At 68.1% G+C, this 13,785-nt stretch carries 16 protein-coding genes; 4 read left to right on the top strand and 12 right to left on the bottom strand.

The genetic code is table 11. From position 1 onward, the window contains the following. Positions 1-754: 754 nt before the first annotated feature. Together cysS and AB0J87_RS00960 are read right to left on the bottom strand one after the other, a co-directional pair. The gene (cysS, locus tag AB0J87_RS00965) at positions 755-2,146 is read right to left on the bottom strand and encodes a cysteine--tRNA ligase (protein ID WP_363962094.1); all 1,392 of its coding nucleotides are present in this window, start codon (positions 2,144-2,146) and stop codon (positions 755-757) included. 64 nt (positions 2,147-2,210) lie between these two features. Further along, positions 2,211-2,597 carry a PPOX class F420-dependent oxidoreductase gene (locus AB0J87_RS00960; RefSeq protein ID WP_363962093.1) on the bottom strand — a complete coding sequence of 129 codons (387 nt, stop codon included), beginning with the start codon at positions 2,595-2,597 and terminating at the stop codon, positions 2,211-2,213. A gap of 52 nt (positions 2,598-2,649) precedes the next feature. On the opposite strand from AB0J87_RS00960, the gene AB0J87_RS00955 reads away from it, so the two are divergent. Then, the gene (locus tag AB0J87_RS00955) at positions 2,650-3,651 is read left to right on the top strand and encodes a DUF2637 domain-containing protein (RefSeq protein WP_363962092.1); all 1,002 of its coding nucleotides are present in this window, start codon (positions 2,650-2,652) and stop codon (positions 3,649-3,651) included. A gap of 67 nt (positions 3,652-3,718) precedes the next feature. On the opposite strand, the gene AB0J87_RS00950 is transcribed toward AB0J87_RS00955, so the two are convergent. The 4 genes from AB0J87_RS00950 to AB0J87_RS00935 all read right to left on the bottom strand — a co-directional run bounded on the left by AB0J87_RS00950 (position 3,719) and on the right by AB0J87_RS00935 (position 5,530). Beyond that, complete coding sequence (locus AB0J87_RS00950; RefSeq protein WP_355204349.1) at positions 3,719-3,988, bottom strand: GlsB/YeaQ/YmgE family stress response membrane protein; 270 nt, start codon at positions 3,986-3,988, stop codon at positions 3,719-3,721. A 98-nt stretch (positions 3,989-4,086) separates the two neighbouring features. Continuing rightward, positions 4,087-4,374 (bottom strand): GlsB/YeaQ/YmgE family stress response membrane protein, encoded by a 288-nt coding sequence (locus AB0J87_RS00945; protein WP_350733263.1) that lies wholly within the window; start codon positions 4,372-4,374, stop codon positions 4,087-4,089. A gap of 185 nt (positions 4,375-4,559) precedes the next feature. Then, positions 4,560-5,030 (bottom strand): 2-C-methyl-D-erythritol 2,4-cyclodiphosphate synthase, encoded by a 471-nt coding sequence (ispF, locus tag AB0J87_RS00940; RefSeq protein ID WP_350733262.1) that lies wholly within the window; start codon positions 5,028-5,030, stop codon positions 4,560-4,562. Between the two features lie 17 nt (positions 5,031-5,047). Beyond that, positions 5,048-5,530: a CarD family transcriptional regulator gene (locus AB0J87_RS00935; protein ID WP_043624891.1), complete on the bottom strand. Its 483-nt coding sequence runs from the start codon at positions 5,528-5,530 to the stop codon at positions 5,048-5,050. Positions 5,531-5,805: 275 nt separating this feature from the next. On the opposite strand from AB0J87_RS00935, the gene AB0J87_RS00930 reads away from it, so the two are divergent. Beyond that, the gene (locus AB0J87_RS00930) at positions 5,806-6,384 is read left to right on the top strand and encodes a copper chaperone PCu(A)C (protein WP_363962091.1); all 579 of its coding nucleotides are present in this window, start codon (positions 5,806-5,808) and stop codon (positions 6,382-6,384) included. Between the two features lie 63 nt (positions 6,385-6,447). Here AB0J87_RS00930 and AB0J87_RS00925 read toward each other — a convergent pair whose 3' ends face one another. Beyond that, complete coding sequence (locus AB0J87_RS00925) at positions 6,448-7,140, bottom strand: response regulator transcription factor (RefSeq protein WP_185070431.1); 693 nt, start codon at positions 7,138-7,140, stop codon at positions 6,448-6,450. Beyond that, entirely contained in the window at positions 7,137-8,318 is a 1,182-nt protein-coding gene (locus tag AB0J87_RS00920) for an ATP-binding protein (protein ID WP_363962090.1), read from the bottom strand. Before AB0J87_RS00920 ends, AB0J87_RS00925 begins: the two co-directional genes overlap by 4 nt. 124 nt (positions 8,319-8,442) lie before the next feature. On the opposite strand from AB0J87_RS00920, the gene phoU reads away from it, so the two are divergent. Both phoU and AB0J87_RS00910 read left to right on the top strand, forming a co-directional pair. Then, positions 8,443-9,087, top strand: coding sequence for a phosphate signaling complex protein PhoU (phoU, locus tag AB0J87_RS00915; protein ID WP_350733256.1), 645 nt, complete (start codon positions 8,443-8,445; stop codon positions 9,085-9,087). Positions 9,088-9,357: 270 nt separating this feature from the next. Beyond that, positions 9,358-9,633, top strand: coding sequence for a hypothetical protein (locus tag AB0J87_RS00910; protein WP_363962089.1), 276 nt, complete (start codon positions 9,358-9,360; stop codon positions 9,631-9,633). 190 nt (positions 9,634-9,823) lie between these two features. On the opposite strand, the gene AB0J87_RS00905 is transcribed toward AB0J87_RS00910, so the two are convergent. The 4 genes from AB0J87_RS00905 to mshA all read right to left on the bottom strand — a co-directional run bounded on the left by AB0J87_RS00905 (position 9,824) and on the right by mshA (position 13,637). Further along, entirely contained in the window at positions 9,824-10,630 is an 807-nt protein-coding gene (locus tag AB0J87_RS00905) for a carbon-nitrogen hydrolase family protein (RefSeq protein ID WP_363962088.1), read from the bottom strand. Positions 10,631-11,103: 473 nt separating this feature from the next. Then, positions 11,104-11,847 (bottom strand): phosphoglyceromutase, encoded by a 744-nt coding sequence (locus tag AB0J87_RS00900; protein ID WP_363962087.1) that lies wholly within the window; start codon positions 11,845-11,847, stop codon positions 11,104-11,106. 23 nt (positions 11,848-11,870) lie between these two features. Continuing rightward, entirely contained in the window at positions 11,871-12,350 is a 480-nt protein-coding gene (locus tag AB0J87_RS00895; protein ID WP_363962086.1) for a YbjN domain-containing protein, read from the bottom strand. Positions 12,351-12,398: 48 nt separating this feature from the next. Continuing rightward, the gene (gene mshA / locus AB0J87_RS00890) at positions 12,399-13,637 is read right to left on the bottom strand and encodes a D-inositol-3-phosphate glycosyltransferase (protein WP_350733436.1); all 1,239 of its coding nucleotides are present in this window, start codon (positions 13,635-13,637) and stop codon (positions 12,399-12,401) included. Positions 13,638-13,785 lie beyond the last annotated feature (148 nt).

Here is a 13,785-nt window from a genome sequence, read left to right as displayed (position 1 = left end):
TGTCACCTCGCTTTCCGCCATGCCATGGTCGCAATATTAGCCATGAGCTTCCTGATTTTGAAGTGGCATGTTCAATTTCGGGAAGCCACGAAGGGGAGGGTTCTGACGAGCCGCTCCGCGCGGTGTAGGCACGCGCGGCGAGAAGGCCATCGCACCGGCGCGGTGTACCAGCGGACGGCGTTTCTGGACGCCGACGCGGGAGCCTCTCATGAACGCCAGCGCGGGAGCCTCTCCTGAACGCCAGCGTGGGAGCGTCGCCTGGACACCGACGCGGAAAAGGCGGGTCGCACGTAGAAGCTCTCTCGGAGGTGCTGAGCTTCTGAGGGGAGCCGCGACCTTGATACCGACCAGACTGCGGGGGCGTCTCTAGCCTGACCTGGGGTGCGGATGGCATCGCCGGTCGGCGGACAGGTAGGCCTTGCAGCTCAGCTCAGCTCAGCTCACCTCGCGAGTGGCCCAGAGTGGCCTCCATCAGCCGCACCCTGCTCCGCAGTGGGAACTGCCGACGCCCGCCCCGGTCCCCGCCTTCATCCGCCTTGTCGAGCCCGTCGACCTGAGAGATTGCCCCTTTGATGCAGCGCCTTCCCTGGTCAACGGCCTCCCGCGACAGTGGCAGCCCCGCGCATACCGCACGAGACCACCGCCTATCGCGACAGTGGCGGCCAAGTGCACACCGCACGAGACCACCGCCTATCGCAACAGTGGCGGCCCTGTGCACACCGCACAAAGCCGCCACTGCCACCAGAACGTCTGCCTAGCGGGTGAGCTCCCAGCGGGCCCCATGGGGGGTGTCCTCCACCGTGATCCCCGCCGCCGCCAACTGGTTCCTGATCGCGTCCGCCGCCGCGTAGTCCTTGCGCTCCCTGGCCGCCTTGCGCTGTTCGAGCGCGACCGCCACCAGCGCGTCCACCACCGGCGAGAGGTCCGAGCCCGCACTCCGCCACTGCGGCGAGCGGGGGTCGAGGCCGAGGACGTCCAGCATGTTCTGGGTCTCGGCGAGCAGCCGGGCCACGGCCTCCTTGTCGCCGCGCGACAGCGCCACGTTGCCCTCGCGCACCACCTCGTGCACGACCGCGAGCGCCTGCGGCGTGCCGAGGTCGTCGTCGAGGGCGTCCACGAACGCCTGCGGCAGCGGCGCGTCCGCGTCGACGTCGTGGATGACCTCGGCGGCGCGCGTGACGAAACCTTCGATGCGCTGGTACGCGGCGGCCGCCTCCAGCAGGGCCTCCTCGGAGTAGTCGATCGAGGAGCGGTAGTGCGGCGCCGCCAGGTAGTAGCGCAGCTCCACCGGCCGGACCTTCTGCACCATCTCGGGGATCAGCAGCGAGTTTCCGAGCGACTTGCTCATCTTCTCCGCGCCGATCTTGAGCATGCCGTTGTGCATCCAGTAGCGCGCGAAGCCGTCGCCCGCCGCCTGGGACTGGGCGATCTCGTTCTCGTGGTGCGGGAAGATCAGGTCGATCCCGCCGCCGTGGATGTCGAAGGTCGGGCCGAGGTACTTCGTCGCCATGGCCGAGCACTCCAGGTGCCAGCCGGGGCGGCCGGGACCCCAAGGGGTCGGCCAGGTCGGCTCGCCCGGCTTCTCCCCCTTCCACAGGGCGAAGTCGCGGGAGTCGCGCTTGCAGGACTCGTCGTCGGTGTCGGCCGCGGCCCGCATGTTGTCCAGCTTCTGGTTGGACAGCGCGCCGTAGCGATCGGCGTAGGACCGGACGTCGAAGTAGACGTCGCCGCCGGAGGCGTACGCGTGGCCGCGGGCGATCAGCCGCTCCATCAGCGTGATCATCTCGGGCACGTGGCCCGTGGCGCGCGGCTCGACGGTCGGCGGGAGGCAGCCGAGCGTGTCGTACGCCCAGGTGAAGGCCCGCTGGTTGCGCTCGGCCACGACGAACCAGGGCACGCCCTCCTGGGCCGCCACCCTGATGATCTTGTCGTCGATGTCGGTGACGTTGCGGCAGAAAGCCACGTCATAGCCGGATCGTGTCAGCCAGCGCCGGAGCACGTCGAAGTTCACGCCCGAGCGGATATGCCCGATGTGCGGAGGAGCCTGCACGGTCGCCCCACACAGGTAAATCGACGCCCGGCCGGCTTCGACCGGAACGAATTCACGGATGGCGCGCGTGCTGGTGTCGTAGATGTGCAGGCTCACGAAGGCAAGGCTAACGCCTCAGAGGGCTAGTCACGCCGATAAATCCCGCCGTCACGCCGATAAATCAGCCTCGCAACGTCACTCTGTCCGGCGAGATCCGTACGATTACTCGCTCGACGCCCGGTTTGTCCTCCCATGGGAGCCCTCGGTACTTGTGCGAGAGCTCCTGAATGAGCGTACCTTCCGGGTCGGACGTGATGGTCACGCGCCCGCGTACCTCCACATACCTGTATGGATTGTCCGGATCGATGACCAGCAGGCTCGCCCGCGGGTCACGTTCGAAATTCCGCGGCTTCCGGCGCCCCCGCACAGTCGAGAACAGCACGTCGTCACCGTCCGTGCGTACCCACACGACCGTCGACTGCGGCCCGCCGTCAGGATTGAGGCTGGTCACCGTCGCATAATTCGGGGCATCCAAGAGTTTGCGCGCATCTTCCGACAGCTCGGCCATGTATCTCCCTTGATCGGTCCTGGTCCTCATTCTTCTGTAGGCTCGAACCGCCATGGACGTGACTCCCCCCTCTATACTGCGCCGCCTGGGCATTGCCCTGGCCGGGCTCGCGGTCGCCGCCCTTGCCGGGGCCGCGTGCGCTCTCTCCTTCGACGACCTGCGCGCGCTGGCCATCACCGGCGAGGCGGGTCAGGATCTCGCCTTCCTCTATCCGGCGGCCTTCGACGCGCTCCTGGTGGTCGCGCTGATCGACGTGCTGTTGCTGCGCTCCGCCCGGCTGCTGGTACGCGCGCAGGCCGCGTTCGTGCTGGTCGTGCTCATCGTGGCGGCAGCGGCGGCCAACGTGGCGACGGCGGTGCGGTTCGCGTTCGACGTGCGGGCGACGGCCGTGGGCGTGGCCCTGGCGCCCTGGGTCATGCTGGCCGTGGCCCTGTGGCTCTGGCTGCTGCTGATCAAGCACGTACAGGCACATCGAGCGGAGAGCGAGGAGACCGCGGCCGAGCAGGACATCGTCCCCTTCCATCCGGAGCCCGAGCGGCCGCCCGTCGAGATCTACTCGGAACGGCTCTCCGAGACGCCGCAGCCGGCGCCTGTCCAGGAAATCCCCAAGCCGGTCCGGGAAGTCCCCGAGCCGGTCCGGGAAGTCCCCGAGCCGGTCCGGGAAGTCCCCGAGCCGGTCCAGGAGGCCCCCGAGCCGGTCCAGGAGGTCGAAGAGACCCCTGCCCCGGTGGCGGCGCAGGTGGCGGAGTGGCCCGTGCAGCACGAAGAAGCACCGGAGCCCCCCACGCGCCCCGTCCGCTGGGGCGACCGGGTCAAGCCGACGGACGTCCTGGTCCACCCGCGCGTCGACGAGAAGGACGTGGACACCCAGCCGCACCCCGTGATCGAGGACGACGTACCGGATCCCGGGCACGGCCCCGAGCTGGCCGACGACCTCGAGCGCCCGCGGGAGGACGAGTTAGAGGACACCGCCCCCCACCCGGTGATCCACGACGACGACGCCCCGGCCCCCGCCGAACGCCTCCGCAGCACCCCACGTCCCCCTGAAGACTGAGCCGTAAGACATGAGAGGGCCCGTCCGGCACGATCCCGGGCGGGCCCAGCTATTTCCGTATTTCCGTCTAGACGCTGGAGCCGCGCCGGAGCCCGGCGACCAGGCCCACGCCGACGATGGCCAGCACCACCTGCATCACCAGCTCGATCCAGTCGATGCCGTCGGTCGTCGCGACGCCGAGCACCTGAGCGATCAGCGTGCCTACCAGGGCGGCCACGATGCCGACGACGATGGTGAGGATCCAGCCGATGGCCTGCCTGCCGGGGAGCAGGAGGCGACCGATAGCGCCAATCACGGCGCCGATCACGATGGCGCCAAGGATGGACTGGATAGTCATGGTACGAAACCTCCCCGCGAGAGTGAGCGGTTCACTCCCACGGAGATGCTCGCTACCCGATCTACCGCTTTTATGCGCGGTCTTTACGAATGAGCAGGTCAGGTGGGTGTTCCGCGCGTACGCCCGGTGCGTCCCGCGGTGAAGCGCGTCACGAGGAGCACACCGATGACCGCCAGCACGAGCTGGAGTATGTGCTCGATCCAGTCGATCCCCCGCGTGTCGGCCACGCCGGCGGCCTGCGCGATCAGCGTTCCGATCAGGGCTGCCACGATGCCGACGATGAGGGTCAGCCCGATGGACATGTTCTGCCTGCCAGGAACGATCAGCCTGGCCAGGGCGCCGACGATGGCGCCGATGACGATCGCGGAAACTATCGCGCCGATCATGTGCTGCTCCCCCCGAAACGTTCACATGTCGTGGGGACACATACCCTCAGAGCAGGCAAAACAACCAAAAAGGGGAGACGGCGGTCCGTACCGCGCCAGTGACGAACCGCCGCCTCCTGATACAGCGGGCTTCGCGACGACCCGCCGGGACACCCTCACGCATCCACACGTAAGACGCCCGGCGTTCAGGAAAGGTTGACGACCAGGGCTGTCGCGACGGCCGCGATGCCCTCTCCCCGCCCGGTCAGCCCGAGCCCATCGGTGGTGGTGGCGGACACGCTCACAGGCGCGCCCACGGCGGCGCTGAGCGCCTTTTCGGCCTCGGTACGGCGCGGCGCCAGCTTGGGCCGGTTGCCGATCACCTGAATGGCCACGTTGCCGATCTCATAGCCCGCGGCACGCACCTGCCGCGCGGTCTCCTCCAGCAGCGCGACGCCCGAGGCACCCGCCCATCGCGGGTCCGCGGTCCCGAACAGCTGCCCGAGATCACCCATGCCGGCCGCGGACAGCAGCGCGTCACACGCGGCATGCGCGGCCGCGTCGCCGTCCGAATGGCCCTCGAGTCCGGTCTCGCCCGGCCAGTGCAGGCCGGCGAGGTTGAGCTCACGTCCCGAGGCTCCTGAAGCGAACGGGTGGACGTCGACTCCGACGCCCACCCGTGGAAGATTGGTGTTCAGGAGTTGAGAACCTCGTCGAGCAAGGCCTCAGCCTTGTCCTCGTTGGTCTTCTCCGCCAGGGCAAGCTCACTGACCAGAATCTGACGCGCCTTGGCGAGCATGCGCTTCTCGCCCGCGGACAGGCCGCGCTCGCGGTCTCTCCGCCACAGGTCCCGAACGACTTCGGCGACCTTGTTCACATCGCCGGAGGCGAGCTTCTCCAGATTGGCCTTGTAGCGACGAGACCAGTTGGTCGGCTCTTCCGTGTGCGGCATCCGCAGGACATCGAAAACCCGCTCAAGGCCTTCCTGGCCGACAACATCGCGCACACCGACGAGTTCTGCGTTTTCGGCTGGCACCTGGACGGTAAGGTCGCCCTTGTCGACCTTGAGCACCAGGTAGGTCTTTTCCTCACCCTTGATGGATCGCTTCGTGATTGCTTCGATCCGAGCAGCCCCATGGTGGGGGTAGACGACTGTGTCGCCGACCTGGAAAGTCATGTGACAAGTACCCCTTCCGCTGTACTCCAGGGTACCACGCATCCACAGCCTCCCGGAACAGTGAAATCCTCATAACTGCAGGTCAAGGCCGCATATTAGGGCTTGACAAGTGCTCAACTCTATGTCTGGCATTTCCGGACATAGCTAATGACCTGCGGGGGCGTGGATATGACCATGGATTCGGATGGATATGGTGGGCGCTGCACATCACGCATGCGCGCCACCTGCGCTTAGCGCATGCGCGAGCCCTCCGCAAGACCAAGGAGAACCCGCCCGTGACCAGCCGTCGCTGGATTGTCGTCGCCGCGTTCTTGGCAGCCCCCATGCTGGCGGGCTGCGGGGCTGGATTCGACGCCACCACCAACAAGCCGTACGCGCCCAACGAGGCACTGGCATTGATCGAGAACGGTGCTTACGGCACGCGCGGCATTCAGATCCCGCAGGCGTTCATTCTCGGGCCCGACGCCGGTGCGCAGCTCGCCTGGCGCGGCTCCGCCCCGATCTACCTGAACATTCTCAACACCGCCGACACCCCCGACACCCTCGAGGCGGTCTCCGCGGGGAGCATGGGGACGGTCAAGGTCGCGGCCCCGATCCAGCTCCCGAGCCGCCAGCTCGTGAACACCGGCAAGCCCACCCCTCAGCTCATGCTCGACGCGATCCCCAAGAGCCTCAGGGGCGGCGAGAGCATCAAGCTGGACCTCCAGTTCGCCAACGCCGGGATCGTGTCCTTGAACGTCCCTGTGGTGACGCGCAGCCGTGAGTTCAAGGACTACCCACCGGCGCCGAACGCCCCCGCGGCCCCCACGCCCACCCCGACGCCGTCCGCGTCGGCCTCCGAAGAATCCCACTGACCCTTCCCCGGAAACGCCGAAACCCTTGTTCCGGTACGCGACTCGTACCGGAACAAGGGTTTTCTACTCTTCGGTGGCGTCGAACTTGTAGCCCAGGCCGCGCACGGTGAGGATGCAGCGCGGGTTGGACGGGTCCGACTCGATCTTGGCGCGCAGGCGCTTGACATGGACGTCGAGGGTCTTGGTGTCGCCGACGTAATCGGCGCCCCACACCCGGTCGATGAGCTGGCCACGGGTCAGTACACGCCCCGCGTTGCGCAGCAGCACCTCCAGCAGCTCGAACTCCTTCAGCGGCAGCTGCACCTGCTCACCGCGCACGGCGACGACGTGGCGGTCGACGTCCATGCGTACGGGACCGACGGCCAGCACCGCGGTCTCCAGCTCCTCCGTCACGTCACCCTGGCGGCGCAGGACCGCGCGGATGCGGGCCACCAGCTCGCGCGACGAGAACGGCTTGGTGACGTAGTCGTCGGCGCCCAGTTCGAGGCCCACGACCTTGTCGATCTCGCTGTCCTTGGCCGTCAGCATGATCACCGGCACCTTGGAGCGCTGCCTGAGGGAGCGGCACACCTCCGTACCGGGCAGACCCGGAAGCATCAGGTCGAGCAGCACCAGATCTGCTCCGTTGCGGTCGAACGTGTCGAGAGCCTCGGGCCCGGTCGCCGCGACCGACACCTCGAAACCCTCTTTACGGAGCATGTAGGACAGGGCGTCGGAGAAGGACTCCTCATCTTCGACGACAAGTACGCGAGTCATTGGGCTGTCTCCAGGGGAATCGAGGGTGGTACTGCCACCGCCGTGCCGCCGAAGGCGGGCAGGCGGAGCGTGAAGGTGGAGCCGGACCCTTCCTTGCTCCAAACGGACACTTCGCCGGCGTGTGCGGCGGCGACGTGTTTGACGATGGCCAGGCCGAGCCCGGTGCCACCGGTCGCCCGCGACCTGGCCGCGTCGACGCGGAAGAACCGCTCGAAGATGCGTTCGAGCGCCTCCTCCGGGATGCCGATGCCCTGGTCGCTGACGCTGATCTCCACCGAGTCACCGGCGGGCCGCACGCTGACCACGACCCGGGTGTGCTCCGGACTGTACGCGACGGCGTTGTCGATCAGATTGCGCAACGCCGTCACGAGCAGTTCGTCGTCACCCCAGATGCGCAGGCCCTCGGTGCCGCCGGAGACCAGGGTGATGTCCTTGGCGACGGCCTTGGTGTTGCAGTGGTCGATGGCGTCGTGGATGGACTCGTCGATCGAGACCTGTCCGGGGGTGGGGATGGGCTCGGCGCCCTGGATCCTGCTGAGTGTGATCAGGTCTTGGATGAGGTAGTTGAGCCGGGCGGCCTCGTGCTGCATGCGCCCGGCGAAGCGGCTGACCGCCTCGGGGTCGTCGGCGGCGTCCTGAATGGTCTCCGCCAGCAGGCTCATGGCGCCCACCGGGGTCTTCAGCTCGTGGCTGACGTTCGCGACGAAGTCACGGCGTACGGCCTCGACCCTGCGGCGCTCGGTCTGGTCCTCCGCGAGCACCAGGACCTGGCCGTGCGAGCCGAGCGGAGCCACGCGTACCGCGAAGTTCGTGGTCTCCTGGCCGAACTTGTGCCCCGCCACGTCGATCTCGCTCTCGCGGATCTCGCCGTCACGGCGTACCTGCCGGGCCAGCGCCAGCAACTCGGCGGCCATCAGCCGGTCACCCTTGACCAGCCCGAACGCCCGCGCGGCCGAGCTGGCGCGCAGCACCTTGTCATGCGCGTCGAGCACCACGGCGGAGGAAGGAAGCACGGCCAGCACGGACGCGACGCCCTGCGGCAGCGCGCTCCCGGTCTGTGTGCCATCCTCCACGGCAGCGCGTTTCGGAGCCTCGATCTGGTTTCGGTAGAAAAGGACCGCCAGGGCGCCCACGACGAACCCGGCCAGGGCCGCGAAGCTCATGGCCATCTCACTCATGTCTTCGATGGTAGGTGGCCTTCTCCCAGGCGCAGACCCTCTCATCAGGGATGGAAGGCCCCTTTCCTGGAAAGTTCATCTGACGGTAGGGGTTCGTTCATCGAGAGGCACGTACGGTGACCACATGCGCGACGCGTACCACGAAGAACTTGATTCGCTGACCGACAAGCTGGTCGAGATGACCAGGCTTGTCCGCTCGGCCATTTCCCGTGCCACCACGGCCCTCCTCGACGCCGACCTTCAGCTCGCCGAGAGTGTCATTTCCCGGGACGAGGAAGTGAACGCGACGTTCGCCGAGGTCGAGGCCTCGATCTTCGACCTGATGGCCCGGCAGCAGCCGGTGGCCGTGGACCTGCGGATGGTCATCACGGCGCTGCGCATGGGCACCGACCTGGAGCGCATGGGCGACCTCGCCGTCCACGTCGCCAAGGTCGCCCGCCTGCGCCACCCCGAGTCGGCGATCCCGGCCGAGGTGCGCTCGACCATCGTGGAGATGGGCCAGATCGCGGAGAACCTCGTCACCAAGACCGGCAGCTGCATCGCCTCGCGGGACGTGGACTCGGCGCTGGAGCTGGAGCAGGACGACGACGCGATGGACCGGCTGCACCGGCGGCTGTTCCGCAACATCCTGTCCAAGGACTGGGAACACGGGGTGGAGCCGGCGATCGACATCACGTTGATCGGGCGCTACTACGAGCGGTACGCGGACCACGCGGTGCGGGTGGCGGCGGATGTCGTCTACCTGGTCACGGGGGCTCGGCCCAGCTGACAGCGAGGCCTTCCCAAAGGCGCGGTCTTCGCAGGCGAGGCGCGCTTCGCGCGAAAGGGCTCAGGCTGTGTTGTGTGGGGGCAGGCCCCCACACCCCCGGCGAGGGGACTCCCGTCCCCTCGCGCTCCCCTTGCCTGGGCCCTCTCGGTATCGATGTTGGCTTGGAGCATTCCGCCTGGTCTCGGTTCACAGAGTCGACAGGGCCGAGTCCGTCCTTGCGTGACCCTTCACTGCAACAGGTAGCGTGCTGGCAGGAAGGGGTTGGCAGGCATGAGCGAACATCGCGAGACGACCGGTCGGTGCTATGCGTGCAAGCGCACCTTCAGCTTCGACCCGAAAGAAGTCGTGACTGTCCTGATCGATCCCGAGACCCACATGCCGCCAGGGATCACTGTCGTCGGCTCTCTTCGTCCGGCCAAACCGGAAGCCGTGGCCAGGTCTGTCGACGAGCCCATCTGCGCTGACTGCGTGACCAAAGCGCAGCGGTACAACGAGGAGAGCGGATCGGGTCGCTCCTGGGGAAGCTGGCCGTCGAGTAGCAATTGAGCTCTCGTGCCCCGAGATCAAGGTCAAAAGCGGCGAGGCGAGTCCCGAGCGCAGCCTCGGGCGAGGATGCAGCGATCTTGTGGCACAGCAAAGCACCGCCCCCTGGCCTTGAGCCCGCAAAGCGGAAGACGCAGTGAGGGCTTCGACAAGGCAGACAATGCCCGTCAATAGCGAGATCTGAGCCGTCCGGTCAGGTTTCACCGCGTTGTCCGGACACCTGGTGGAGCCATTTCCTGAGGACCGCCGGATTCTGCGCCACGTTCCAGCGCTCCAGGAATGAGCGGCCCGGCACCTCGATGTCCGCTATGACCAGGTCTGGCTCCTCCGCTTGCGCTGCGGCGGTTACCCGGCCGTCCGGGGCGATGATCCGGGTCGCCCCTCCTCCCGCACGCCCACCCGCCGTGCCGGCGACATCGGCCGCGATCACCCAGCAGTCGTTCTCCACCGCCCGGGCGACGAGCGTGGACCGAGTCCTGACCGCCCAGCCGCGCGTGACGTCCACGGGCAGGTCGTTGTTGAGCGGGCACGCCAGGACGCGCGCCCCGGCCAGGGCCAGGAGGCGGGACGGCTCGACGAAGTTGGCGTCGTTGCAGATCACGACGCCGAAGGCGTAGTCGTCCTGGCGATACAGGGGCAGGTCCTCGCCCGGGCTGAAGGCGGGTTCGCGGGGGAAGAGCTTGCGGGTGACCTCTCCGGCCAGCCGCCCGGCGCGGACGACGGCCGCTGAGCTGTGCAACCGCCCGTCGGCTGAACGCTCGGTGAAGCCTGCGACGACGGTCATCGTGGGCGGGCAATCCCGCAGGGCCGAGATCAGGTTCGCGTATGGGGGTGACATTGCGACGGCCTCGGCAGCCGGTTTGTCCGGCGGCATGCCGCCGAAATAGCACTCTGGCAGGACGAGCAGCTCCGCCCCGGCTCGTTCGCACTGTTCGATCACCCGTGGGAGGTCACCGGCCGCCGATCCCGCGAGCTCCGCCTGGAGCGCTGCCACTCTCATCCAGTGGCGCCGACGAAGCGCTCGCGAAGTTGCACGCGTGGTCCTGCCAGCCGGGACGCCAGAGCACCCTTCTCAGCCGAGGTTTCGATCGGCACACGCCATCCCGACGTCAGCACTCATACTTCAGTTGAGGAGCACAGTACCGGGCTTCACGGCATGCGCTCAAAGCTCACCAGACGATGGGCGGCATTCTTAGCCGGAGGCGTTGATCTCCGGCCGTCAGGTCACGCGTGGCTGGCTCTGAGATTCCGGCCCTCGACTGTGACACGGCCTGCCATGACTGGTCGCACGACGGCCGAGGCCCGGGGAGCGCGAGGGGACGGGAGTCCCCTCGCCGGGGGTGTGGGGGCCTGCCCCCACACAACACAGCCTGAGCCCTTTCGCGCGAAGCGCGCCTCGCCTGAGAAGACCACGCCTTTGGGGGTCGAAAGCCCCCTGGGAAGCACTGTCTGGAACCCCTGGAAGGCGTCGCCTCAGCGTCCCTGGTTGGCGACGGCCTCGATGGCGGCCTTGGCGGCGTCCGGGTCCAGGTATTCGCCGCCCGGCCGCTGAGGCTGGAAGTCGGAGTCGAGCTCGTACAGCAGCGGAATCCCCGTCGGGATGTTGAGGCCCGCGATCTCCTCGTCGCCGACCCCGTCCAGGTGCTTGACCAGGGCTCGCAGGGAGTTGCCGTGGGCGGCCACCAGGACCGTGCGGTCGGCCGACAGGTCGGGGACGATCGAGTCGTACCAGTACGGGAGCATGCGGTCGACCACGTCCTTCAGGCATTCCGTACGGGGCATCAGCTCCGGGGGAAGCAGGGCGTAGCGGGGGTCGCCGGCCTGGGAGAACTCGTCGTCGTCCGCGATCGGGGGCGGCGGCACGTCGTACGAGCGGCGCCACAGCATGAACTGCTCGTCGCCGAACTCCTCGCGCGTCTGGGCCTTGTTCTTGCCCTGGAGGGCGCCGTAGTGGCGCTCGTTGAGGCGCCAGCTCCGCTTCACCGGCAACCAGAGCAGGTCGGCCTCCGCCAGCGCCAGCTGGGCCGTCTGGATGGCCCGGGTCAGCAGGCTGGTGTGGACGATGTCCGGGCGCAGTCCGGCGTCCTGGAGGAGCTTGCCGCCGCGGCGGGCCTCGTCCTCACCCTTGGCCGAGAGGCTCACGTCCACCCAGCCGGTGAACAGGCCCTTCGCGTTCCAGTCACTCTCGCCGTGCCTAAGCAGCACCAAAGTCGCCATATCGCCAATCCTATGGTCAGGGATTACCGGCCCGGGTCGGCGAATCGGGCGAACGCCTGCAGGTTGGCCAGCGACTCCCCGCGCTTGGCCCGCCATTCCCACTCGCGCCTGATCGACGAGGCGAACCCCAGCTCCAGCGCCCGGTCGAACCAGTCGTCCGAGTACGTCAGCACGCACCCCAGCAGCCGGTCCACCTCCGCCTCCGTGACGGCGGCCAGTGGCACCCGGCCCACCAGGTAGACGTCCCCCACGGGGTCGAGCGAGAAGTGCACGCCGTACATCGCGCCGTTCTTGCCGAGCAGCCAGCGGTAGAACTCGGTGTGGTTCTCGTCGGGCTGGCGGCAGAAGAACGCCTCGACGTGCAGCGCCTGCTCCCCCACGATCAACCACGTCATGGTGGCGAGCTTGTGCTGCCCGGGCAGTTTGACCAGGAACGCGCCCGGCCGCGGCTCGTCGTAGGTGACGTCCGCGGCCTTGAGCGCGGCTTCGACGACATCGCGCATGCCGACAAGGATAGAAGGCCGCCAGAACAAAGGTCGGGCTGGAAAGGGCTAGAAGTTCAGGGCGATGGGCGTTTTGTGGAGGTTTGCGATGGCGGCCGCGTACACCTCCACCAGGCGGGACGCGGTCGCCTGCCAGCCGAACGCCGCCGCGTGCGCGCGGGCTCCCGCCGACATCGAGTCGCGCCAGCGCGGCGAGACGACGAAGCGGCGCAGCGCCTGCGCCCACTGCGCCGGGTCGTGGCCGTCCACGAGCAGGCCCGACACCCCGTCCCGCACGGCGGTGCGCAGCCCGCCCACGGCGGCGGCCGCCACGGGGGTGCCGCAGGCCTGGGACTCCAGGGCGACGAGGCCGAACGACTCGCTGTACGAGGGCACGACCGTCACCGAGGCCGCCCGGTACCAGTCGGCCAGTTCCTCCTGGGGAGCCGGAGGAACGAGGCGGACGACGTCCGAGATGCCGAGTTCGGCGGCCAGTTCGGTGAGCAGGGACGGCCTGGCCAGGCCGTTGCCCGAGGGCCCGCCGACGCAGACCACGACCAGGCGCTCGCGCAGCGACGGGTCGTCGATGAGCATCCTGGAGGCGGCGCGGAGCAGCACGTCCGGGGCCTTGAGCGGCTGGATGCGGCCCACGAAGAGCAGGACGTGCGCGTCCTGCGGCAGGCCGAGCCGGCGGCGGGCGGCGCCCTGCGAGGCGGGCTGGAAGACGGTGAGGTTGACGCCCGGGTTCACGACGGCGACGCGCTCCTCGACGGCGCCGTACAGGTCGATCAGTTCCCGCGCCTCGTCCACGGTGTTGGCCACGAGGCGGTCGGCGACCTGCACGACCTGCTCCTCGCCGACCACGCGGGCCTTGGGCTCCGGGTTGTCGCCCTGGGCGAGCAGGAGGTTCTTGACCTTGGCCATGGTGTGCATGGTGTGCACGAGCGGCACGCCCCAGCGCTCCTTGGCCAGCCAGCCGACCTGGCCGGAGAGCCAGTAGTGGGAGTGGATGACGTCGTAGCGGCCCGGGTCGTACATGGCCTCGGTCCGCAGCACCCCGGACAGGAACGCGCAGAGCTGGCTCGGCAGCTCGCTGCGTTCCATCTCCTCGTACGGTCCCGCGGTGAGGTGGCGGACGAGGACGCCTGGGGCGAGTTCGGCCACGGGCGGGAGGTCGCGGGCGGTGGCCCGGGTGAAGATCTCCACTTCCACGCCGAGGTGAGCCAGCCGCTTGGCGGACTCCACGATGTACACGTTCATGCCTCCGGCGTCGCCCGTTCCGGGCTGGTCCAGGGGCGATGTGTGCATGCTGATGGTCGCGACCCGGCTGACCCGTCGTCGCCTCACTCGACACCACCTCCAGACGGCTTATAACCATCCAGATTTTTGCGACATTCCCGACACATGGTCATAACAGGGTATTTAGGGCGGTCGTCAACATGCCCGGGAGGGCTGG

The organism is Nonomuraea sp. NPDC049625 (assembly GCF_040675285.1).
GTDB lineage: Bacteria > Actinomycetota > Actinomycetes > Streptosporangiales > Streptosporangiaceae > Nonomuraea > Nonomuraea angiospora_A.
The sequence above is the reverse complement of the archived record's forward strand: the minus strand, read 5'-3'. Positions and strand labels throughout refer to the sequence as shown.

What these genes read in the sequence shown, in the direction of transcription:
- mshA (WP_350733436.1), bottom strand. Translation starts at nt 13,637, where the DNA reads ATGCACACATCGCCCCTGGACCAGCCCGGAACGGGCGACGCCGGAGGC.
- AB0J87_RS00950 (WP_355204349.1), bottom strand. Translation starts at nt 3,988, where the DNA reads ATGACTATCCAGTCCATCCTTGGCGCCATCGTGATCGGCGCCGTGATT.
- AB0J87_RS00905 (WP_363962088.1), bottom strand. Translation starts at nt 10,630, where the DNA reads ATGAGAGTGGCAGCGCTCCAGGCGGAGCTCGCGGGATCGGCGGCCGGT.
- AB0J87_RS00910 (WP_363962089.1), top strand. Translation starts at nt 9,358, where the DNA reads ATGAGCGAACATCGCGAGACGACCGGTCGGTGCTATGCGTGCAAGCGC.
- AB0J87_RS00900 (WP_363962087.1), bottom strand. Translation starts at nt 11,847, where the DNA reads ATGGCGACTTTGGTGCTGCTTAGGCACGGCGAGAGTGACTGGAACGCG.
- AB0J87_RS00920 (WP_363962090.1), bottom strand. Translation starts at nt 8,318, where the DNA reads ATGAGTGAGATGGCCATGAGCTTCGCGGCCCTGGCCGGGTTCGTCGTG.
- AB0J87_RS00935 (WP_043624891.1), bottom strand. Translation starts at nt 5,530, where the DNA reads ATGACTTTCCAGGTCGGCGACACAGTCGTCTACCCCCACCATGGGGCT.
- phoU (WP_350733256.1), top strand. Translation starts at nt 8,443, where the DNA reads ATGCGCGACGCGTACCACGAAGAACTTGATTCGCTGACCGACAAGCTG.
- AB0J87_RS00960 (WP_363962093.1), bottom strand. Translation starts at nt 2,597, where the DNA reads ATGGCCGAGCTGTCGGAAGATGCGCGCAAACTCTTGGATGCCCCGAAT.
- AB0J87_RS00945 (WP_350733263.1), bottom strand. Translation starts at nt 4,374, where the DNA reads ATGATCGGCGCGATAGTTTCCGCGATCGTCATCGGCGCCATCGTCGGC.
- AB0J87_RS00925 (WP_185070431.1), bottom strand. Translation starts at nt 7,140, where the DNA reads ATGACTCGCGTACTTGTCGTCGAAGATGAGGAGTCCTTCTCCGACGCC.
- AB0J87_RS00955 (WP_363962092.1), top strand. Translation starts at nt 2,650, where the DNA reads ATGGACGTGACTCCCCCCTCTATACTGCGCCGCCTGGGCATTGCCCTG.
- AB0J87_RS00895 (WP_363962086.1), bottom strand. Translation starts at nt 12,350, where the DNA reads ATGCGCGATGTCGTCGAAGCCGCGCTCAAGGCCGCGGACGTCACCTAC.